Origin of the sequence: Streptomyces sp. NPDC048639, assembly GCF_043199075.1 — a bacterium.
Taxonomy (GTDB): Bacteria; Actinomycetota; Actinomycetes; order Streptomycetales; family Streptomycetaceae; genus Streptomyces.
In genome coordinates, this window is record NZ_JBICVP010000011.1 from 166,939 (window position 1) to 188,852 (window position 21,914).

17 protein-coding genes and 1 tRNA gene are annotated in these 21,914 nt (G+C 72.4%); 5 read left to right on the forward strand and 13 right to left on the reverse strand.

From position 1 onward, the window contains the following. Positions 1-165: 165 nt before the first annotated feature. The 5 genes from ACGFNH_RS27925 to hppD form a co-directional block, all read right to left on the reverse strand. A complete protein-coding gene (locus ACGFNH_RS27925; protein ID WP_393658295.1) occupies positions 166-1,533 on the reverse strand; it encodes an FAD-binding oxidoreductase in 1,368 nt (455 codons plus the stop codon). An 84-nt stretch (positions 1,534-1,617) separates the two neighbouring features. After that, positions 1,618-2,718, reverse strand: a complete 1,101-nt coding sequence (locus tag ACGFNH_RS27930; RefSeq protein ID WP_393658297.1) for a teichoic acid biosynthesis protein C — start codon at positions 2,716-2,718, stop codon at positions 1,618-1,620. Between the two features lie 661 nt (positions 2,719-3,379). After that, on the reverse strand, positions 3,380-4,837 hold the full coding sequence (locus ACGFNH_RS27935) for a WS/DGAT domain-containing protein (protein WP_393658299.1): 1,458 nt from the start codon (positions 4,835-4,837) through the stop codon (positions 3,380-3,382). Positions 4,838-4,988: 151 nt separating this feature from the next. Continuing rightward, positions 4,989-6,233, reverse strand: coding sequence for a glycosyltransferase (locus ACGFNH_RS27940; protein ID WP_393658301.1), 1,245 nt, complete (start codon positions 6,231-6,233; stop codon positions 4,989-4,991). A 148-nt stretch (positions 6,234-6,381) separates the two neighbouring features. Next, the gene (gene hppD / locus ACGFNH_RS27945) at positions 6,382-7,527 is read right to left on the reverse strand and encodes a 4-hydroxyphenylpyruvate dioxygenase (protein WP_393658303.1); all 1,146 of its coding nucleotides are present in this window, start codon (positions 7,525-7,527) and stop codon (positions 6,382-6,384) included. 123 nt (positions 7,528-7,650) lie between these two features. On the opposite strand from hppD, the gene ACGFNH_RS27950 reads away from it, so the two are divergent. Continuing rightward, complete coding sequence (locus tag ACGFNH_RS27950) at positions 7,651-8,172, forward strand: Lrp/AsnC family transcriptional regulator (RefSeq protein WP_393658305.1); 522 nt, start codon at positions 7,651-7,653, stop codon at positions 8,170-8,172. 150 nt (positions 8,173-8,322) lie between these two features. Here the strand turns inward: ACGFNH_RS27950 and ACGFNH_RS27955 are convergent, their stop codons facing one another. Both ACGFNH_RS27955 and ACGFNH_RS27960 read right to left on the reverse strand, forming a co-directional pair. Continuing rightward, positions 8,323-9,165, reverse strand: a complete 843-nt coding sequence (locus ACGFNH_RS27955; RefSeq protein WP_393658307.1) for a PDZ domain-containing protein — start codon at positions 9,163-9,165, stop codon at positions 8,323-8,325. A gap of 23 nt (positions 9,166-9,188) precedes the next feature. Then, on the reverse strand, positions 9,189-9,830 hold the full coding sequence (locus ACGFNH_RS27960; RefSeq protein ID WP_393658309.1) for an IclR family transcriptional regulator: 642 nt from the start codon (positions 9,828-9,830) through the stop codon (positions 9,189-9,191). A 359-nt stretch (positions 9,831-10,189) separates the two neighbouring features. On the opposite strand from ACGFNH_RS27960, the gene ACGFNH_RS27965 reads away from it, so the two are divergent. Both ACGFNH_RS27965 and ACGFNH_RS27970 read left to right on the forward strand, forming a co-directional pair. Further along, complete coding sequence (locus tag ACGFNH_RS27965) at positions 10,190-10,996, forward strand: alpha/beta fold hydrolase (RefSeq protein ID WP_393658311.1); 807 nt, start codon at positions 10,190-10,192, stop codon at positions 10,994-10,996. After that, complete coding sequence (locus tag ACGFNH_RS27970) at positions 10,993-12,243, forward strand: SpoIIE family protein phosphatase (protein ID WP_393658313.1); 1,251 nt, start codon at positions 10,993-10,995, stop codon at positions 12,241-12,243. Before ACGFNH_RS27965 ends, ACGFNH_RS27970 begins: the two co-directional genes overlap by 4 nt. 30 nt (positions 12,244-12,273) lie before the next feature. Here the strand turns inward: ACGFNH_RS27970 and ACGFNH_RS27975 are convergent, their stop codons facing one another. From ACGFNH_RS27975 to ACGFNH_RS27995, 5 genes are all read right to left on the reverse strand, one after another. Continuing rightward, entirely contained in the window at positions 12,274-14,058 is a 1,785-nt protein-coding gene (locus ACGFNH_RS27975; RefSeq protein ID WP_393658315.1) for a DEAD/DEAH box helicase, read from the reverse strand. Positions 14,059-14,271: 213 nt separating this feature from the next. Next, positions 14,272-15,939, reverse strand: a complete 1,668-nt coding sequence (locus ACGFNH_RS27980; RefSeq protein ID WP_393658317.1) for an MFS transporter — start codon at positions 15,937-15,939, stop codon at positions 14,272-14,274. A gap of 358 nt (positions 15,940-16,297) precedes the next feature. Beyond that, positions 16,298-17,377 carry a YeiH family protein gene (locus ACGFNH_RS27985; RefSeq protein ID WP_393658319.1) on the reverse strand — a complete coding sequence of 360 codons (1,080 nt, stop codon included), beginning with the start codon at positions 17,375-17,377 and terminating at the stop codon, positions 16,298-16,300. Next, on the reverse strand, positions 17,377-17,970 hold the full coding sequence (locus ACGFNH_RS27990) for a cysteine dioxygenase (protein ID WP_393658321.1): 594 nt from the start codon (positions 17,968-17,970) through the stop codon (positions 17,377-17,379). The genes ACGFNH_RS27985 and ACGFNH_RS27990 overlap by 1 nt, the downstream gene beginning before the upstream one ends. Positions 17,971-18,070: 100 nt before the next feature. Continuing rightward, positions 18,071-18,976, reverse strand: coding sequence for a LysR family transcriptional regulator (locus ACGFNH_RS27995; RefSeq protein WP_393658323.1), 906 nt, complete (start codon positions 18,974-18,976; stop codon positions 18,071-18,073). A gap of 241 nt (positions 18,977-19,217) precedes the next feature. On the opposite strand from ACGFNH_RS27995, the gene ACGFNH_RS28000 reads away from it, so the two are divergent. Both ACGFNH_RS28000 and ACGFNH_RS28005 read left to right on the forward strand, forming a co-directional pair. Beyond that, a tRNA-Cys gene (locus ACGFNH_RS28000) sits at positions 19,218-19,292 on the forward strand. 464 nt (positions 19,293-19,756) lie between these two features. Next, positions 19,757-20,737, forward strand: a complete 981-nt coding sequence (locus tag ACGFNH_RS28005; RefSeq protein WP_393658324.1) for an alpha/beta fold hydrolase — start codon at positions 19,757-19,759, stop codon at positions 20,735-20,737. A gap of 78 nt (positions 20,738-20,815) precedes the next feature. On the opposite strand, the gene ACGFNH_RS28010 is transcribed toward ACGFNH_RS28005, so the two are convergent. After that, on the reverse strand, positions 20,816-21,709 hold the full coding sequence (locus tag ACGFNH_RS28010; protein WP_393658326.1) for a hypothetical protein: 894 nt from the start codon (positions 21,707-21,709) through the stop codon (positions 20,816-20,818). Between the last annotated feature and the right edge of the window lie 205 nt (positions 21,710-21,914).

Sequence of the window (21,914 nt, forward strand, 5' to 3'; positions counted from 1 at the left end):
CTGGGCACCCTATCCAGACGAAGTGCACCCCTCCACCCGGATCCGCGAGAAGACACGTACGAGCCGCTGCGGCGGCCTCCGCCCGCGCGATGCGCAGCCGTACACGACGGGGTACGGGCGCACGCGACCCCGCACGTGAGGGCCCCGCGGGGCGGAAGAACCGGGCTAGAAGATCTTGCCGGGGTTGAGCAGGTTCAGCGGATCGAAGGTCTGCTTGATGCCGCGGTGCAGCTCCAGTCCCACCGGCCCCAGCTCCCTCGCCAGCCACTCCTTCTTCAGCACGCCCACGCCGTGCTCCCCGGTGATCGTGCCGCCCAGGTCGAGCCCCAGGGCCATGATCCGGTCGAAGGACGCGCGGGCGCGGCGCGACTCGTCCGGGTCGGCCGCGTCGAAGCAGACGACCGGGTGGGTGTTGCCGTCGCCTGCGTGGGCGCACACGCCGACGGTCAGGCCGTACTCCTCGCCGATGGCCGCGGTGCCCTCCAGCATCGCGGCGAGCTTCGAGCGGGGCACGCACACGTCGTCGATCATCGTGGCGGTGCTGACCTGCTCCAGCGCGGTGAGGGCCAGCCTGCGGGCCTTGAGCAGCATCTCGGACTCGGCCGCGTCCTCGGCGGGCACGACCTCGGTGGCGCCGGCCGCCGCGCACAGCTCACCGACGGCGGCCAGGTCCGCTGCCGGGTCCGGGGTGTCGAACGCGGCCAGCAGCAGCGCCTCGGTGGACTCCGGCAGGCCCATGGAGGCCATGGCGTTGACGGCGCGGAGCGTGGTGCGGTCCATCAGTTCGAGCAGCGAGGGCGCGTGACCACGGGCCATGATCTCGCAGATCGCCTCGCACGCGGCGGCCGTGGACGGGAACTCGGCCGCCAGGACGAGCTGCTGCGGCGGCGCGGGCTTGAGCGCGAGGACGGCGCGGACGACGACGCCGAGGCTGCCCTCGGAGCCGACGAAGAGGCGCGTGAGGTCGTATCCGGCGACGCCCTTGGCGGTGCGGCGGCCGGTCGTCAGCAGCCGCCCGTCGGCGAGGACGACGTCGAGCCCGAGCACGTACTCGGCCGTCACCCCGTACTTGACGCAGCACAGGCCGCCCGAGGCGGTGCCGATGTTGCCGCCGATGGTGCACTGCTCCCAGCTGCTGGGGTCCGGCGGGTAGTAGAGCCCCTTCTCGGCGACGGCGCGGGAGAGCGCGGCGTTGACGACGCCCGGCTCGACGACCGCGATCCGGTCCACCTGGCTGATCTCCAGGATCCGGTCCATCTTGACGAGCGAGAGCACGATGCAGCCGTCCGAGGCGTTCGCGGCGCCGGACAGCCCCGTCCGCGCGCCCTGCGGCACCACCGGGATACGCAGTTCGGTGGCGGTGCGCATGACGTGCTGGACCTGCTCGACGGTGCGGGGCAGGACGACGGCGGCCGGGGCGCCCGCGTCGCAGAAGCTCGCCATGTCATTGGCGTAGGAGCCGGTGACGTCGGGGTCGGTCAGGACGGCCTCCTCCGGGAGCCCGTCGCGCAGTCGCTCGATGAGGTCAGCCATGTTCCCAGCCTCGCACCGGCGAGCCCTGCTGGGAAGATCGACAGGCGAGGCACCCGGAGGCCTCAGCCGCGGCTCGTGCGAGGGCTACTCCACGGAGTAGAGGGACAGTTTGCGCCCGCCGACCGGTCCCGAGGCGAACCCCATGTACAGCCGGGGGCCCTCGCCGCGCAGCACCGCCAGCCCCTCGGGCTCGCGCAGGTTCAGGGCGTACACGGTGTCGGAGCGCACCTGCTGGACGACCTCCCCGGTGCGGGCGTCGATGCAGTACAGCAGGGCGTCGCCGCGGTCCGGGGGCGGGCTGTCGGGGTCGTGGGTGTGGCCGAGCATCTGGTACACGTAGTCGCCGTGGAGCGTCATCCCCTGGAAGGGCAGGGCGAGTTCGGTGCCCGGCTGAGCGAAGTCGGCTCGTCGCACGAACCGTCCGGCGATGAAGGCGTCCAGGTCGTAGAGCGCGTACCGGCGGAGCCCGGCCAGCCCGTAGCGCAGCAGCAGCCGGCGGCGGTCCTGGTCGAGGGCCGCCGCGTTGTTGGTGGTCCCCGGGAGCGGCCAGTGGGCGGTGACGGCGGGGTCGGAGCTGTGGAGCACCGTGCCCGCGGCGTACGGGAAGCGGCCGACCGCCCGGCCGTAGCCGGACTCGGGATTGACATCGCACTCGGTCCACAGCGTGACGGTGCCGCTGTCCGGCGGCGCGTCCTCGACGGCCATCACGGTGCCGTGGCCGAAGCCCTTGAGGTACATGCGGTCGAGGAGGGCGCCGTCCCAGGAGAGCCGGTTCATGCACAGGTCGCCGGCGAGCGACCGTTCGGCGTGGGTGTACGCGCGGGATTCGCCCGGCAGTTGGACGCCTCCCGAGATCAGCTGCACCGCGTAGATGTGGCGTCGGCTCTCGTCGAACGCGAACGACTGCATGACGGTGGTGTGGTGCAGCGGCTTCTCGGCGAGCCGGCGGGTGGACGGGAGGCTCAGGTCGAACGGCGCGTCGGCGGCGGGCGCTTGCGTGCTCCGCGATTCCGCGGCGCGGGTGCGGGGCGCCGCGGCGGCAGGGCCCGCAGCCGTGACCGTGAGGGAGGCCGCCGTCGCACCGGCGAGCCCGAGAACCGTACGGCGGCCCGGCGCCGCCGCCCGACGGCCGCGGTCCTGTCCCCCCGCTCTCCCGGCGTGCCCGGCATCCCCGCGTCGTCGCATGCGAGCACTATCGGGTCTGCGCCCGCGCACACGCCCGTACGGCGTTCCGGGGCGGCGTGAAGTTCATCCGGACGCCAGGACGTTCATCCGTACGAGCCGTACGAACCGTCCGGGCAGCGCTCCGGGAGCGTCGGCGCCACAGGGCTGACGCCATCTCAGGCCGGATTTCGTCTCGGCCCTGTGGCAGCTGAACCCTGGCTTTGCCCGCCGGCGCCCCAGAGGGCCGAAGCTCGCTCCACTCGGAGCGGATCATGAGTAGCCGCTGCTCACGTGCCGCACCGACTGGCGTGCTCGAATACGTACTCGTGCCGTCTTTACAGTCCGATCACATCCTGCGCCCACCGTGGTCACACCTGGCTCCTCACTTCACATGCCCTGGGAATGGTGGACTTTGATGTGTCTCGCCGCCGCGTTCCTGGTCGCCCAAGCAGGATTTCTGCTCGCCTGGGCCCTTGGACGGCGCCCTCGTCGTCACCCTGTCCGCCCGGGCAGCGAGGAGCACCGTGCAGCAATCGCGTCGGTCGATGACGGAGCGGCACGCAGTCTCGCATCCTGGCGGACCATGAGCACGGCCGAACAAGCCGCGCACGACGAAAGGCAGTTGGCGGCCGCCGCCGAGTCGACCCGGCTCGGAAGTCCGCGCCCTCACCGCGAGCTGACGTCATACAGCCCCAATACCGAGAGCTTCGGAACCCTTCGCCAGGACGAGCACCTCGTCGCGCACCCGGTCGGCGAGCGGCGCGCCGAGAGCGGCGTGAGCCGCGTCCGTGAGGACGGCGACGACCGCGGTCGGCCCGTGCGTGGTGAGTGACAGGGCGAGAGGGTGCTCGGGACTGAGGGCGGGGACGAGCGCCAGCCGTTCCAGCGTCGCGCCGCCGATGGCCAGAGCGGCGGCTCCGGTCCGTACGTTGGTGCAGAGGAGCGAGGAGTAACGCGGGGAGTCGGTGTATCGCGCGAACGCGTCGCGCACGGCCCCGCGGCGGCGAGAGCTCTGACGCACCATCCGGGCCTGGGCGAGGGCGAGGCGGTGACCCGCCACCCGGCGGGAGGAGGCGTCGACGGCCGCGAGGCGGTCCGGTGCGGAGAGGGCCGGGGACGCGGGGAGCGGGAGGCGGACCGTCGTGTAGTGGTTGCCGAGGAACGCCTCGTCCAGCGGGGAACGGAGGTCGACCGGGACCATCGCGCGGACGCCGGGCAGTCCGGGACGGGCGCCGAGTACACCGGTGGAGCCCAGCCCGGCGGCAACGGCCGCGAGGAACACGGAGTTGACGGAGGCGGGCTCACCGGGCAGCGTCCGGCCGGCCGCGCGCAGTGCCGCCACGGGAAGCTCGCTCCGGGCCAGCGCACGCCCCTCGTCGACCCGCGTGTGGAAGGGCAGCCGGCGCCCCGCGGGGAGCAGCCCGGCCGCTGCGCGCAGCCGGGCGGAGCGGGGGGCCGGGGTCAGGGCGAAGGGCTCGGCGAGGTGAGCGGCGGCCGGTGGCAGGGGGTACGCGCCGGGGCCGTCGAGGAGGATGCGGAACAGGGTGATCAGGGCCTTGCCGTCGAGCAGGGCGTGATGGGCCCGCAGCAGGAGCGCGAACCCGTCGGCGGCGGGAAGCAGATGGAGCCGCCAGGGCGGTACGGGGTCGCTGCCGCCGCCGTCTCCGTCGCCCTCGTCGAGGGGCTGTGCGAGCAGCGTCGCCGCGAGGACGTCCACCCCGTCAGGGGTGGCGCCGTCAGGGGTGGCGCCGTCCGTCGCGGGGGCGGGCCGGGCGGGTGCGTGCTGCGCGGGGAGGCGGCACGGCACGGGGCCGGTGTGGTCGACCACATGGAGGCCGGGGTCGGGTGACCGCCGCGCGGACGTCCAGTGGGGCCAGGGGCGTTCGAGCGGAAGCGCGCGCAGCCGCGGGAGGCCGCACCAGCGCTCCCCTACGCGGGCGCGAAGCTCGCCGATCACGGGCGGCGGGCCGTGGAAGCGGGCGAGCATCCCGAAGGTCATGCAGATGGCGCCGTCGGCCTGGTGGCGGTACAGCCAGGCGTCGACGGGCGGCATGGGCAGGCCGGCGGTCCCCGGGCCGGCGTCCCGGTCCGCGTCACGGTCGGCGCTCCGATCGGCGCACCGGTCCGTGCTCCGGTCCATGCTCCGGTCCGTGCTCCGACCCCCGCCCTGAGCCGCGACGACCCCTTTCGCGCCTCGGTCCGCGTCCAGGTCCGCGCCCTTGGCCGCGGCTCCCCGGTGATCCGGCTCCCGCCCCGCATCCGGCGGCGCCGGACGGGCCGGGGCCGGGGGCTCAGCCGAGCCGGGCCGCGATCGCACGCGCCACCTGGCCGCTGCCGTCCTCGCGTCCGATCCGCGCCGCGAGGTCGGTGGCCCTCTCCCGGTACCCCGGATCGTCCGTCACCCGCCGCAGCGCGGCCGCCAGCCGCTCCGCGGAGAGCAGCGCATGGGGCAGGACGCCCGGGCTCACTCCGAGCCGTACGAGGCGCGAGGACCACCAGGGCTGATCGGTCAGGACCGGCACCGGGACCGCCGGGACTCCGGCCCGCAACCCGGCGGCCGTCGTCCCCGCCCCGGCGTGGTGCACGACGGCCGCCGTCCGCGGGAAGAGCCAACTGTGCGGCATGGCGCCGACCGTGATGACGTCGTCGTCGGCCACCGACAGCCCGGCCCGGCCCGACTGGACCACACCTCGCAGCCCCGCCCGCCGCATAGCGCGTACGGCGATGTCGCTCAACTCCTCGGCCGGTCGCGGCATCATGCTGCCGAAGCCGACGAACACCGGGGCGGGGCCGGCCTCGAGGAAGTCGGTGACCTCGGGCGGCGGGGTCCACTCGGGGCAGTCGTGGGGCCACCAGTAGCCGGTGACGTACAGCCCGGGCCGCCAGTCCGGCGGGCGCGGCACGACGGCGGGGCTGAAGCCGTGCCATACGGGCCACTGGATCCCGTTACGGCGCCGGCGGAGCTGCGCGGTGCCGCGGCGCGGCAACCCGAGCCGGGCGTGCAGGCGCCGGTTCGCCGCACCGTACAGGGCGTCGAAGCCCCGGTTGACCGCCGTGCCCAGGACGCGGTTGGCGCGGGATTCCGGGCGCAGACGCATCACGCAGGGCGGGAAGGCGGCCGTGGGCTCCTCCGGCTGGAGGAAGACCCCGGCGCTGGGGATGCGGTGGTAGTCGGCGACCACGGCGCCGATGGGGGCGGCGAGGGTGGAGAGCAGGATCAGGTCCGCCTTGTCGTCCACCGCCTCGATGATCCCGTCGACGAGGCCTGCCATGGCGCGGCGCGAGGCGTGGCCCATGTCGTACAGGCGCCGGGGCGAGGCGGGCGCCTGCCCCAACCGCCCGTGGGCGACCAGGAGTTCCTCGAACGGGTCGGCGGCCAGGGCGCGGGTGGCGAGGCCGCAGCAGCCGGCCGATTCGGTGTACCGGGCGTGGGTGACGAGCTCGACGCGGTGGCCCTCGGCGAGGAGGCGGTGACCGAGACCGGTGTAGGGCGCGACGGAGCCGTAGGTGCCCGCGGTGATGATCTGGATCCGCATACCGGGCCAACGACCCCGTACAGGCCCGGACACGATCGGTACGGCCCGACGGGTGTCGGGTCCCGTGCCGCGGCCCCGCGGCGTCCCGTCCCATGACGCGGCCCCACGGGAGATCCCGTGGGGCCGTGTCCGTGCGGGGCCGGGAGCCTCAGAGGTTGCCGCGCCGCTCCTGCTCGCGCTCGATGGCCTCGAAGAGCGCCTTGAAGTTGCCCTTGCCGAAGCCCATCGAGCCGTGCCTCTCGATCATCTCGAAGAAGACCGTCGGACGGTCCTGGACCGGCTTGGTGAAGATCTGCAGCAGATAGCCGTCCTCGTCGCGGTCGGCCAGGATCTTCAGCTCACGCAGCTCGTCGATCGGCACACGGGTGTCGCCGACCCACTCGCCGAGGGTGTCGTAGTACGAGTCGGGGACGTCGAGGAACTGGACGCCGGCGGCGCGCATCGCGCGGACCGTCGAGACGATGTCGTTGGTGGCGAGCGCGATGTGCTGTACGCCCGGTCCGCCGTAGAACTCCAGGTACTCGTCGATCTGCGACTTCTTCTTCGCGATCGCGGGCTCGTTGATCGGGAACTTCACCTTCTTGGTGCCGTCGGCGACGACCTTCGACATCAGCGCCGAGTACTCGGTCGCGATGTCGTCGCCCACGAACTCCTTCATGTTGGTGAAGCCCATGACCTTGTTGTAGAAGGCCACCCACTCGTTCATCTTCCCGAGCTCGACATTGCCCACGCAGTGGTCGATCGCCTGGAAGGTGCGCTTCTCACGCGGGGCCACCATCGGGGCGGCGGCCTGGAAGCCGGGGAGGTACGGGCCGTCGTAGCCGGAGCGCTCGACGAGGGTGTGCCGGGTCTGCCCGTACGTGGCGATGGCGGCGAGCACGACCGTGCCGTGCTCGTCGCCGACCTCGTGCGGCTCCTCCAGGCCGGTGGCGCCGTGCGCGGTGGCGTACGCGTACGCGGCCCGGGCGTCCGGGACCTCCAGGGCCAGGTCGACGACGCCGTCGCCGTGCTCGGCCACATGACCGGCGAGGAACCGGCCGCGCTCGCTCACGGGCTTGATGACGGAGGTCAGGACGAAGCGCGCGGAGCCGGACTCCAGCACGTAACTCGCGGTCTCCCGGCTGCCGTTCTCCGGTCCGGAGTAGGCGACGACCCGCATGCCGAACGCGGTGGAGTAGAAGTGGGCTGCCTGCTTGGCATTGCCGACGGCGAAGACGACCGCGTCCATCCCCTTGACCGGGAAGGGGTCGGCCTGCCGTGCGGTGTCCGGGGTGTGATGGATGGTCTCAGTCATGAAGCAAGGCTCCCCCCGGCTCACAAGGTGCGCAATAGTTGCGGGAAATGCTGCGCACTCTGCATAGCAATAACCCGTACGGTCGGGTCGTTCTGTACAGGATGACCATCGGAAGGCGGAAGCATGGGCATCGACGGGCTCGACGGGCGGCTGATCGAGCTGCTGGCGCGCGAACCGCGCATCGGCGTACTGGAGGCCTCACGGCGCCTCGGCGTCGCGCGCGGCACGGTGCAGGCGCGGCTGGACCGTCTCCAGGCGGGCGGGGTGATCCGCGGTTTCGGGCCGGACGTGGACCCGGCAGCGATCGGCTACCCGGTGACGGCGTTCGCGACGCTGGAGATCAAACAGGGCCAGGGCGCCGACGTCCGCTCACATCTGGCGGGCGTGCCCGAGGTGCTGGAGCTGCACACCACGACCGGCCACGGCGACATGCTGTGCCGCCTGGTGGCGCGCTCGAACGCCGATCTGCAGCGGGTGATCGACCGCGTCGTGGGGTTCGAGGGCATCGTGCGGGCCTCGACGGCGATCGTGATGGAGAACCCGGTGCCGCTGCGGATCATCCCGCTGGTCCGGCAGGCGTCGCAGGAGGACGGGGAGGGCCCTGAGGCGGATGCCGCGAGTCGGGCAGTGGCGGGATCCCCGTGAGCCGGCCCGGACCCGGCGCGTACGCCGGTGCTTCGCGGGACGCCGCGCTCATCCAGGGGTTGAGGGACCGCGCCGAAGCCGACACCGAACGCCCTCTGCTCCGGATCTACTGGTTCGACGGCGCCCCCGGCTCCGGGAGAGGGCCCTTCGTCAGCAACGCGGCACCCGGCCACCGTTGTTGAGCGCCTTCAGGGCGTCCACCGCGCCGTCGAGCGTGGTGACCGGCACCAGCCGGAGGCCGTCGGGCAGCTCCGCCTTGGCGTCGGCGCACTCGGCCTTCGGGACGAGGAAGATGCTCGCCCCGTCCCGCTTGGCGGCCTGGGTCTTCAGCGGTACGCCGCCCACCGCGCCGACCTTCCCGTCCGGGGAGATCGTGCCCGTGCCCGCGATCGACCGGCCGCCGGTCAGATCCCCGCCCGAGCCGTCGCCGTCGAGCTTGTCGACGATGCCGAGGGAGAAGAGCAGCCCGGCGCTCGGCCCGCCGACGTCGGCGAGGCGCAGCGTGACCTTCACATCGTCGGGCGAGCGGTGCAGAAGGCGCAGTGCGGCGGAGGTGGCGGTGGACTGGGACTTCCGGAACTCGCCGGCGTTGTACCGCTCGATCTCCTTGGTGGTGTCGCCCACCGGGTAGACGGCCTCGCGGGGCAGCACGGCCCGGTCGGTGGAGAACCAGCCGTCCGCGACGTCGGCGAAGCGTACGTCCGCGTCGGGCCCGGTCGCGGCGATCGTCGTCATCCGGAGCTGCCCGGACGTGCGACGGGTCTCCGCGCCGGAGACGCTGATGACGGACCTGCCGTCGTGGGAGCCCAGCACATCGGCGGTCATGCCGGGCTGCGCGATCGAGAACGGCAGCGGGGCGAGGCACGCCACGGCGAACAGGGCGACGACGGGGACTGCGCACAGGGCGAGGACGCGCGTACGGCGGGAGGACCACCCTCGCGCCGGGCGTGGGGTATCCCCTCCGCCGGTAGCGGGGGACGAAACGGCTGGCATGGAAGTGAATCTAGTCGACCGTCCTACCGCAGTGCGTCGGAGACCTCCTGGGCCGCCTCCACGACGCGCGGGCCGACCCGCTCCGGTACGGACTCCGCGAGCATGACCACCCCGACGCTGCCCTCGACGCCGGTCACGCCGCGCAGCGCCGCCGCGGCACCGCAGGCGCCCGCTTCCAGCTCGCCGTGCGTCAGGGCGAAGCCCGGATCGTCCTCCCCGTTGCGGCGGGCGACCAGGATCGCGCGACCCGCGGCGCCCCGGTCCAGGGCGTGCCGGAAACCGGGCCGGTAGGCCACGTGGTAGTCGGTCCAGGTCGGCTCGACCACGGCCACGGCCAGCGCCTCCGAGCCGTCGACGAGCGTGAGGTGCGCGGTGGCGCCCAGGTCCTCGGCGAGGGAGCGGAGCGCGGGCAGCGCCGCCTCGCGTACGAGCGGGTGCACCTGACGCCCCAGTTGCAGCACGCCGAGCCCGACGCGTGCGCGGCCGCCGAGGTCCCGGCGTACGAGTGCGTGCTGCTCCAGGGTGGCGAGCAACCGGTAGACCACGGTGCGGTTGACGCCCAGCTTGTTGGCGAGCTCGGTCACGGTCAGCCCGTGGTCCGTGTCGGCGAGCAGCTTGAGGACCTTCAGCCCTCGGTCGAGCGTTTGAGACGTCTCGGCGGTCACGACGCCCCTCCTCGTCTGTTTGACGGGCGGCTTCCCGCGGCGGTGCGCTGCCGGTCCCGGCGGCAGCGCGCGGAGAAGCCGCCGGTCGCATGGCACCGGCTGCGCTCCGCGGCGGCTCTGCCACGGGGCGTGTGTGTGGGGTAACGGGGAGGCTAGCGAGCTGGTCCGCTCAGCGGAAGGCTTCGTCCAGAATCCGGGCAGGACAGGGCTGGTTTATCCGTATTGCATGGGACACCGGCCCACTCGTTCGAGTGAAAGCCCGATCAGGGCGGGCCGACCGGGGAGCGCGTCCCGCTCGGCCGGAGGAGTGCGTCCGGCCGCGGGTCGCCAGGCTGGGCGGCCGGTGCAAGGATATTCGCATGGATGTCCGCACCAGGAACAATGTCACCGTCACCGGACGCCATGACGGTCCCACGGTGATGCTGGCCCATGGCTTCGGGTGCGACCAAAACCTCTGGCACCTGGTGGCACCGGAGGTCGCGGCAGTGAGCCGCGTCGTCCTCTTCGACTTCGTGGGGTCGGGCAGGTCGGATCCCGACGCCTGGAGCGCCGAGCGCTACGCGACGCTCGACGGCTACGCCGAGGACGTCCTCGAGATCTGCCGCGAGCTGGATCTGCACGACGTGATCTTCGTCGGCCACTCGGTGAGCGCCATGATCGGCGTTCTGGCCGTGACACGCGAACCGAAGCGGTTCTCCAAGCTGCTCCTGCTGGTGCCCTCCCCCCGCTACATCGACGACGACGAGTACCGGGGCGGCTTCACGCGCGCGGACATCGACGAGCTGCTGGAGTCCCTGGACAGCAACTATCTGGGCTGGTCGGCGACCATGGCTCCGGTGATCATGAACAATCCCGAGCGCCCCGAGCTGGGTGACGAGCTGGGCGACAGCCTGGCCCGCGTGGACCCGAAGAAGGCGGCCGTCTTCGCCCGCGCCACCTTCCTCTCCGACAACCGCGCCGACCTGGCCGGGGTCACCATCCCCACGCTCGTCGTCGAGAGCGCCATCGATGTCATCGCGCCGCGGGAAGTGGGGGCGTTCGTCCACGCCTCCATCCCGGGCAGCCGACTGGTGACCCTGGACTCCATGGGCCACTGCCCCCAGCTCAGCGATCCCGAGCAGACCGCCGAGGCGATCACATCCTTCGTCACCGAACCAGGCGAATGAGGCACTCAGAGCAACCCCCGGAACCGGAGAGCGCCGCGACGGGCGCGGCGGACGGTGCGAGTTCCGGCCACCGCCCCGACCTGCAAGAGGACCCCGCCGAGGAGTTGTACGAACACGCGCCGTGCGGCTTCCTCTCCACCGATCGGGACTGGCGGATCATCAAGGTCAACACGACCCTGCTCGACTGGCTCGGCTACGACCGCACCCAACTGGTGCGCCACCGCCGCTTTCCCGACCTGCTGACCGTCGGCGGCAAGCTCTACCACGAGACCCACTACGCGCCCCTGCTGCGGCTGCAGGGGCGGATCAGCGGGGTGGCCCTGGAGTTGCAGCGGGCCGACGGTACCCGGCTGCCGGTTCTGGCGACCTCGGTGGCCAAGACCGACGAGGAAGGCCGCCCCCTGCTGGTGCGCACGACGCTCTTCGAGGCCCACGACCGCCGGGGCTACGAACAGGAGTTGCTACGCGCCCGCCAGGAGGCAGAAGAAGAACGCGAGCGGTTGTTCCGCCTGGTCTCCACCCTGCAGAGCAGCCTGCTGCCCCCGGCCCTCCCCCGTGTCGCGGGTCTGGAGTCCGGCGCCCACTACCGGAACGCCTCCAGGGACCAGGTCGGAGGCGACTTCTACGACCTCTTCCCGCTCGGCGACAGCAGGTGGGGCTTCTTCCTCGGAGACGTCTCCGGCAAGGGCCCCGAAGCGGCGACCCTGACCTCCCTGATCCGCTACACCCTGCGTACAGCGGCCGTCTACGCGCCCGATGGGGTCAGTGTGCTCTCCTACCTCAACACCGTCCTGTACCAGGAGGACCGGGGCGATGAAAGCCCCAGCCACTGCACCGTGATCTACGGCGAACTCACGCAGGACGGCGACGGGTTCAGCATCGAACTCGCCAGTGGCGGGCACCCGCCCGCGCTGCTGCTGTGTGCCGACGGCACCGCCTCGTACCAATGGACCCCCGGCGGGCTGCTGGTGGGCGCCCTCCCGACAGCCGAGTTCTCCACCGCCCGCCTGCGCCTCGGGCCCGGGGACTGCCTCCTGCTGTACACGGACGGGCTGACCGAGGCCCGCACGGACCAGCGGGGTGCGCGCTACGGCGACGAAGCGCTCCTCTCGTTCGCCAGGGATCTGGCGCCCGCCCATGCGAAGTCGGCCATCGACGCGGTGTCCGATCTGCTCACGGCCTTCGGGAGCGGTCTGCAGGACGACTCGGCGGTGATGGCGCTGAGCGTCCCGCCGGACGTGCGGTGAGCCCTCGGGCGAAGTGCCCGCCGCCCCGCGTCACTTCATGCGCGTGGCCCACTCCTGGACCTTGGCGATCCGCTGGCGGAGCTGGCCCGCCGTCGCCTCCGCGCTGGGCGGGCCGCCGCAGACCCGGCGCAGCTCGGTGTGGATCACGCCGTGCGGCTTGCCGCTCTGGTGAACATAGGCGCCCACCAGGGAGTTGAGCTGTTTGCGCAGCTCCAGCAGCTCCTTGTGTGTGACCACCGGCCGCCGCTCCGCCGGCAGTTCGAGCAGATCGGCCTCCGTGTCCGGCTTCTTGCGGCTGTGCGCGATCTGCCGGGCCTGGCGCTTCTGCAGCAGCATCTGCACCTGGTCCGGTTCGAGGAGGCCCGGGATGCCGAGGTAGTCCTGCTCCTCCTCGCTGCCGGGGTGGGCCTGCATCCCGAACTCGGCGCCGTCGTACAGCACCCGGTCGAAGACCGCGTCCGACTCCAGCGCCTCGAAGGGCAGGGCGTCCTGCTCACCGGTGTCCTCGTCCTGCTGCTTCTCGGCCTCGGCGAGCTCCTTCTCGGACTCCGCGTACGGGTCCTCCTCCCCGTCCTTCTTCGGCTTGTCGAGGACGTGGTCGCGCTCGACCTCCATCTCGTTCGCGAAACCGAGCAGCATCGGGATGGTGGGGACGAAGACGGACGCGGTCTCACCGCGGCGCCGGGACCGTACGAAACGGCCCACCGCCTGCGCGAAGAACAGCGGTGTGGAGATGGTCGTGGCGTAGACGCCGACGGCGAGGCGCGGCACGTCCACGCCCTCCGACACCATCCGGACCGCGACCATCCACCGGTCCTCCGAGTGGCTGAAGTCGTCGATGCGCTGCGAGGCGCCGGTGTCGTCGGAGAGCACCACCGTCGGACCGGTGCCGGTGATCTCGCGGAGCAGCTTGGCGTACGCGCGGGCCGAGTCCTGGTCGGAGGCGATGACCAGGCCGCCCGCGTCCGGGATCGACTTGCGCACCTCGCCGAGACGCCGGTCGGCGGCGCGCAGCACATTGGGCATCCAGTCGCCGCGCGGGTCGAGGGCGGTGCGCCACGCCTGCGAGACGGCGTCCTTCGTCATCGGCTCGCCGAGCCGCGCCTCCAACTCGTCGCCCGCCTTGGTCCGCCAGCGCATGCTGCCGCTGTAGGAGAGAAAGATGACGGGCCGGACGACGCCGTCGGCGAGCGCGTTCCCGTAGCCGTACGTGTAGTCGGCGGCGGAGCGGCGGATGCCGTCGTTGCCCTCCTCGTACGCGACGAACGGGATCGGGTTGGTGTCCGAGCGGAAGGGCGTGCCGGTGAGGGCGAGACGGCGGGTCGCCGGCTCGAACGCCTCCAGGCACGCCTCGCCCCAGGACTTGGAGTCACCGGCGTGATGGATCTCGTCGAGGATGACGAGGGTCTTGCGCTGCTCGACGCGATTGCGGTGCAGCATCGGCCGTACGCCCACGCCCGCGTAGGTGACCGCGACACCGTGGTACTCGCGGCCCAGCGGCCCCGCGCTGTATTCCGGATCCAGCTTGATCCCTATCCGTGCCGCCGCCTCGGCCCACTGCTTCTTCAGATGCTCGGTCGGCGCGACGACGGTGACCTGCTGCACCACGTGGTGGTGCAGCAGCCAGGAGGCGAGGGTCAGCGCGAACGTGGTCTTGCCCGCGCCGGGCGTCGCCACCGCGAGGAAGTCCCGCGGCTGCTGCTCGATGTAGCGGTCCATCGCGCCCTGCTGCCAGGCACGCAGCTTGCCCGCCGTACCCCAGGGGGCACGGCCGGGGAAGGCGGGAGAGAGATGGTGCGAGGTGGTGGTACTCACGGTCTCCGGTCAGCACGGTCGGGAATCGGGGCCGCGTCAGCCTACCGGGGGTGGCCTTCACACCTGAGGGGTACGCCCCGGGACCACCCGTGGGTGCGATCGACCTCACACGACCAGGTACGACCTCGCAGGCCCTCGTACGAAATTCGCGGGGCCTCGTACCAAATCCGCGGGGCCTCGTACCAAATCCGCGGGGCGTGCGCACCGGCGCTGTCACGCGGCGGGCTGTTCGGCGGCCTTCCCCTGCCCGCCCGGCCGCAGCCTGGTGGTGACGAAGACACCGACCAGCCCCGTCAGCGCCATCGCGGCGAACACCGCCGCGAACGCGACCGGCCGGCCCCCCGCCGACGACGCCACCGCGTGCCCGCCTTCGGCGACCGAGCCGCCCCCGAGAGCCGCGAAGAGCACCCCGCTCCCGCCGACGAGGACGATGTTGCCGAGGGAGTCGGAGACCTGGAGCGCGGCCGAGTTGGTGCCCGCCTCCTCGGGACGCGACAGCCTCAGCAGCAGCACCGTGGCGCTGGCGATGGTCAGCCCCATGCCGAAGCCGCCGACCACCCACCACGGCGCGACGATCCACGCCGGGACCCCGTCGACGAGCGCGAGCGACACCCCGCCGACGGCGACCGCCGACAGGCTCGCCCCGAGCGTCATCAGCCGCTCCCGGTACGGCTCCAGGCGCGGCCTGCTCTGCACGTACGAGCCGCAGGACCACGCCAGTCCGGCACTGGTGAGCGAGAGCCCGGCCAGCGTCGCCGACAGCCCGCGCTCGGTGACCAGCATCAGCGGGACGAACGCCTGCGCGCCGAAGAACGATCCCGCGGCGATCCCGCGCAGCAGCACCACGGCCGGCAACCCGCGCCCCGCCCGGAAGGTGCCCGGCGGGAGGAGGCGTACGGCGCAGGGCACGAGCAGGGCGAGCCCGGCGGCGGCCGGGACGAGAGCGAGGAGGGCCACGTCCTGGCCCGCGTACTGCAACAGGCCCGCGCCGGCGGCGACACCGAGCGCCAGAAGGATGCGGCGGCGGTCCATCGCGGGGGTACGGACATCGGCCGGCAGCTTGCGCAGCGCGGGCAGCATCACGGCGAGCGGCGGGAGGACGAACACCGGAATCGCGAGGAACACCCAGCGCCAGCCGAGCTGTTCGGTGACCGTACCGGCGACGAGGGGGCCGACGATCAGCGGCAGCACCCAGGCCGCGCTGAACGCCGCCATGACCGAGGGCCGCAGCCGTTCGGGAAAACCGCGGCCGACGACCACGTACAGGGCGACGATGACCAGGCCCCCGCCCGCACCCTGGACGGCGCGGCCCGCGACGAAGGCCGGCATGGTCGGCGCGGCACCCGCTATCAGCAGGCCTGCCGTGAAGGCGCCGATGCCGGTGAACAGCGGGGCCAGGGGGCCGCTGCGGTCGCACCACTCGCCGGAGAGCGTCATGGCGAAGAGGCTGGCGGTGAAGAACGCGGAGAAGGCGAAACCGTAGGACTCGATGCCGTGGAGGGCCTGCGCGGCGACGGGCATGGCGGTGCCGATCGCGCTGGCCTCGAAGGCGATGAGGGAGACGACGGAGATGATGCCGAGCGTCAGCGCGCGGAAGCGCCGGCTCAGGACGCCGCCGTCGCCGTCGTCTTCGGCGTACGGGGCTGTGGTGGCGGCTGCGGTCGGGGGCTCGCCTCGCACGGCTTCGCGCCCGGTGTCGCGCCCTGTGTCGTAGGCGGTGTCGTAGGCGGTGTCGCGGCCGACTTCGGGGCCGGTGTCGTGGGCGGCAGCATCGCGGGCCGCGGGACCGGAGGCGGCGGTGCCGGGGATACCGGGCCCGTCGGTCAGCGGGGAGCCGGGAGAGGAACCGGGGCCGGCATCACACGGCTCGGGAGCGGTCATTGCGCCAGGGTAAGGGGCTTGGCGGGCCCTGGCACCTGTCGGGGGACAGAGCTGGACTCGTCCCTTGGTCCTGGTCCCGGAGACGGACCTCCTGGGTGCGGATGCCCGGGGGCCGGTGGGTGGGGGCGTCGCCCGTGGCTCGGCAGCCCCGAAGCGCGGGGCCCCGGCGTCCCGTTGGCACCTCGTCCCGGCGTACCGGTGTCACCGCGCTGCGGTGTTCGCGCGTGCCGGTGTCCCGGCGCAACGGTGTCCCCGCGCGCCGGTGTCTCCGCGTTCCGACGTACCGCATCCAGGCCGTACCGGTGTCACCGGCCCCCCGGCGTCGCGCCGTCCCCGCCCACGGGGACGCCGGAGTCCGCTACGAGCCCGTCGTCAGCAGCACACCCGCGTAGGACAGTCCGGCGATGACCACCCACGCACCGAGCCCCAGCGCCGCGACACGCACGCCCGTACGCGCCAGCGTGGGCAGGTGGACGGCGCTGCCGAGGGCGAACAGGGCGCAGGCCAGCAGGAGTTCCTGGGACACGGCCGCGGCGTCGAGCGCCGCCATCGACAGCACGCCCGTACTGCGCAGAGCGGCCGCCGCCAGGAAGCCGATGACGAACAGCGGCACGATCGGCGGCCGCCGCCGCTCCCCCGTCTCCCCGCCGTCCGCGGTACGGCGGCGGCGCCGGACCGCCAGCACCGTCCCCGCGACGAGCGGGGCGAGCAGCATCACCCGCATCAGCTTCACGAGCACCGCCTCGCCGAGGGCGCCCGCCCCTGCGGTCTGCGCGGTGGCCACGACCTGCCCGACGTCGTGCACGCCCGCCCCGACCCACCGCCCGAACTCCGCGTCGGTGAGCCCCAACGGGTGCTGCAGCAGCGGCAGTACGGCGATGGCGAGCGTGCCGCACAGCGTCACCAGCGCCACCGAGGTGGCCGCCTCCTCCTTGTCGCTGCCCCGCACCTCGCTCACCGCACCGATGGCGGAGGCACCGCAGATGGCGTACCCGGTGGCGATCAGCAGCGGCTGGTCGCCCTTCAGACCCAGGCGGCGGCCGAGCCACCAGGTGGCGGGGAGCGTGGCCGCGACGACGGCGAGCACCATCGCGACCGTGCCCCAGCCCAGGCCGAGGACGTCGGCAAGGCTGAGCTTCAGGCCCAGCAGGACGATGCCCAGGCGCATCAGTCGCTTGGCGGCCAGGGAGAGACCTGTCCTGGCGGCTCCGTGCACGAGGGCGCGTACGCCCGGCAGATGCGCCGCGGCCACGCCCAGCACGATCGCGGCCGTCAGCATCGGCACGGCGGGCACGAGCCGGTGCACGCACCAGGCGGCAGCGGCCCCCAGCACGGCGAGGCCGAGACCGGCGGCGCGGCCGGGGGTTCCCGCCAACGGTCCGGAGGCGGGAGTCGACGTCGCGAGTACGGGCGGCGCGGGCGGGTGGCCGGCCGCCATCACTCGCCGTCCGGCGAGGGGTACACCCGGCGGACGCTGGAACCGAGGCGGACGACGTCGGCCCCGTAGACATGGATCGAAATCGCCGTCGTCGTACCGGCGTTGCGCACCCGGTGGATGTCTCCCGGCGGGGCGAACCCGCAGACGGCGCCCGTGGGGTTGAGGACGTCCTCGGTGGCGACCAGGTGCGCGGTGGTGCCGTCGGGGACGAGCCGGTACCGCCGCTCGCTCTCCTCGCCCTCGTGGACACCGGTCACGCACCAGGACACGTGGTCGTGCACGGGCGTGCACTGGCCGGGCCGCCACACCAGGGCGACGACGGAGAAGCTGCCGTCGGTCTCGGCGTGCAGGACGTGCTGGCGGTAGCGGTCGGGGTGGTCCTCGCGCTGCTCGGCGGTGAGCAGTCCGGCCGTGCCGAGGAAGGGGGCTATGCGCTCGGCGACCAGATAGGCCGTCAGGTCCGGTGGCAGACCGCGCCCGACGGCCTCGCGTACACCGTCGACGAGTGCGTCGAGCCGCGGAGTCGTACGGCCGCCGCGGGCTCCGGGCCCTTCGGCGGGGGCGGAGCGCGTGGGGGTGGCGGAGGTGTTCATACGGGCAGCGTGCGACCGCCGGATCCATCACGTCCAACGACAGTTCGTTCACCCACCCCCAACTTCCGCTAATAGGTCGGGGGGATGAGAGTGCCCGTCGTCAGCAGCCCGTCCTGGCCGCCGCCACTGCTTTCAGTTCGTCGAGCACCAGCGCGGTGGCCGGGATCCTCAAGTGGTCGCGGAGCACGTACGCCGACACCTGCCGCCGGGTGTGCGGCTCCACCGCCCGCCCGGTGACCTTCTCGTGGCAGAGGAACGACAGCACCAGCGCCGGCATCATGGCGACACCGACACCCGCCGCGACCAGGCTCTGCACGACCAGGTTGTCGTCGGTGGTGAACGCGATGTCCGGGACGAAGCCCTCCTCCGCGCACGCGTGGAGGAAGTTGGCGCTGCAGCGCGGGCACCCCGCGATCCAGCGCTCCTCCCTCAGGTCCCGCAGATGGACCGACCGCCGCCGGGCCAGCGGGTGGCCTGTCGGCAGCAGCACCGTCAGCAGGTCCTCCATCAGCGGGATCTCGGCCAGTTCCTCGGGCACCTCCGCGTGCAGCCCGGGATAGGTGAAGGCCAGCGCGATGTCGCACTCCCCGCGCACCACCCGCCGCAGCGAGGCGGGCGGCTCGCCCTCCTGGAGCTCCAGATGTACCCCGGGGTGCTCGGCCGACAGCCGGGCCATGGCCTCCGGTATGAGGGTGGCGCCGGCGCTGGGAAACGCGCAGACCCGTACGCGCCCGGAGCGCAGCCGGGCGATCGCGCCCAGCTGGGCCTGCGCGGTGGCCAGGTTCTCGAGGATCACCTCGGCGTGCCGGGACAGCGCCTCCCCGGCCTCGGTGAGCTGCATCCGGCGGCCGACCCTGGTGAACAGCGGGGTGCCGACGGACCGTTCGAGCGCCTTCATCTGCTGGGTGATGGCCGGCTGTGTGTACCCGAGCGACCGCGCCGCCGCCGAGTACGATCCGGCCCGGACCACCTCGTGGAAGGTCTTGAGATGCCGGGAGTCGAACACCCTTGCATCATAAGCAGATTTTCGCGTACTCCAAGAATCCCTGTACCAGTGCTTTTGGGTCAGGTCCGGAAAGCGCTCCGTGCCCGTCTCCGGCACACCCCGTGCCCGTCCTCGGCCCGCATCCCCGGCCCCCGCGACGGGCGTTCGTGAACGGCGTATGGCAGTCGTATGGCGGCCCGGCCAGGCCTGTTGATGCCCGGCGCGCGGCCCGCTTACGGTCGGGGGAACGACGCAGCACCCCGGCCGTGTGCCCGAGTGGTTGAGGGACTCGCCTGCAAAGCGAGTTACGCGGGTTCGATTCCCGCCCCGGCCTCCAGCGCCTGGCTGGGCGGAACGACAGGAGCGGCATCCTGGTGGATGCCGCCTCTGTTGTGCATCCGTCTCAGTTCCCGTCCCGGTTCCCGTCTCGGTGCGGGGCCTCATCACCCAGCTCCCTGCGAACCTCTCGAAACGCTCCTGAGTGCCCTTTGCCCGAGCCCCCACGACACAGTTCAGTGGGGATTCGATGCAGGACAAGGCCCTGTCTCTTCCGGCCGATCCGCCCCAATCCCCTTCTGCGGGCTCCTTGATGGAGAGTCCTCAGCCCTGCCTCGCTCCGGTTCGTTGTGGGGGAAACCAGAGGGGCCGGATCTGTGCGGGTGTTGCGGATCGGCAAGGGATTTCGCGTGTGTCGTGCCGTCCGCCGCATGATTGCTGTTGCCGCTCTTTGCGTGGGGAGACTCCAACCGGTCCCGGCTGCTCGTCCGCACCGGCTCCACGCTCGATGCCCCAGGAGGATCCATGCCGCAGACATCCGCCGACCCGACCCACCGACTGGTGTCCTCACCGGCCGGCCGAACTCACCTGGTGGAGCAGGGCAGCGGGCCGCTGGTCCTGCTGGTGCACGGGTTTCCGGAGTCCTGGTATGCGTGGCGTCACCAGCTGCCGGTGCTGGCCGCCGCCGGCTACCGCGCGGTGGCCATCGATGTCCGCGGCTACGGGCGCTCCTCCAAGCCCCAGGCGATGGACGCCTACCGGATGTTCGACCTGGTGGAGGACAACGTCGCCGTAGTGCATGCCCTGGGCGAGGAATCCGCGACGGTCGTCGGGCACGACTGGGGCGCGACCATCGCCGCCACCTCCGCTCTGGTTCGGCCCGATGTGTTCCGCGCGGTCGGGCTCTTGAGCGTGCCCTACACCCCGCCCGGCGGCCCCAAGCCCAGTGACGTCTTCGCGCAGATGGGCGGCACGGAGGAGTTCTACGTCTCGTACTTCCAGCAGCCGGCTCGCGCCGAGGCGGAGATCGAGCCCGACGTCCGCGGCTGGCTCGCGGGCTTCTTCGCTGCCCTGTCCGCCGACACCATGCCCGGACCCGGTGCCCCGGACCCGCACTTCGTCAGCCGCGGCGGGGTGCTGCGCGACCGCTTCCCCACCGGCCGTCTGCCGGCTTGGCTCAGCGAGCATGACCTCGACGTCTATGCCGGGGAATTCGAACGGACCGGCATGACCGGGGCACTGAACCGCTACCGGAACATGGACCGGGACTGGGCGGACCTGGCCGACTTCGCCGGCGCCCCCATCACCCAGCCGTCGCTGTTCATCGGCGGCGGTCTGGATGCCTCCACCACGTGGCTGGAGGACGCGATCAAGGCTTACCCCACCACTCTGCCCGGCCTTGCCGCCTCGCACATCCTCGACGGCTGCGGCCACTTCATCCAGCAGGAACGCCCCGAGGAGACCAACCAGCTCCTGACCGACTGGCTCGCCTCCCTCACCACCTGACGCACGGCCGGGCGCGAAACGGGCCGTCCGGCCACGGACACACCGAAGAGGCGTCCTGCAAGGGGCCGCCCTGGGCGTTCACTTCGGGGTGCGGATGGAGTAGGTCGCGCCACCCGAAGCGCCCCGGTCACGGTCGAGCATCACGCGCAGGGTGGAGTCGGCGGCCGTCAGCCGGAAGCTGCCCGTACCGACCTCGCTCGCGCAGGGGATGCGTTCGGCCGCCTTCGCCGTGCCGGAAGCGCCGGAGATGGTCATGGTCCCCTTGCCCACGCAGGCGCCGTAGACAGTGATGAGCTGCCCCTTCTTCACATCGACGATCGAGCCGGGGATTCCCTCGCGCAGGCTGCCCCACGCCGTTCCCAGGCCCGACACGTCGTCCTCGTCCTCCGGGTCCGGCAGGACCGCATGCGCGCGGTCCGCCAGAAGGAGCTCCCGTGCCGTCGCGGCGTCGTCGCGGATCCCCTGGACGGCGAATCCCATGGCGCCCTTCGTACCGTGCGCGTCGGCGGTGATCTTCACACGGTTCCGTTGGACGGTGAAGACGAAGGGCTGCGGCCATGAGCCGTCGTCCGGGCAGCGCGTCTGCGCCGTCTCCGTCCGCCCGCCTCCGTCGACGGCCAGCGTGACCTTTCCGCCGCCGGTGCAGGCCACATCGACCTTCACGGACTGACCGGGCTTCACCTTGGCGTCGTACGCACCCCGCATCGTGCCCTGGCGCCGCGCGCCCACCTTCAGGCCGACCCGTTCCTCATCGGCGAAGACGCCCTCGGGATCCGGATTCCTGAGGACGGAGTCGACCAGTTCGACCTGCCGCTTCTCGAAGGCGGTGAGCTTCTTCGGCGGGCTGCTCGCCGGTGTCCCGCCATGGGGATCCTCGCTGCCGCTGCAGGCCGCCGCCCCGACCAGCATGCCGAGGGCGAGTGTTCCCGTGAGAAGGGCGGTACCCGCCCGCGAAGGCGTCTTGAGGTACACGGTTCGGTGTCTCCTTGATCCGCGGCCGCCTCCGCGATCCGCGGCCGCCCCGGAACACTAGGCGGGCCGGGGCCCCCACTTCATGGGCAACCCTTGCTCATCTTCCGGTCGGCACCGCACGAGGAGGGGTATGCGCAGGCGGGCGGTGCGGCTCCGGCTTCCGCCACGGGCTCCGGTTCACCCGAAGCTGTCCGCTTCCCGCCTC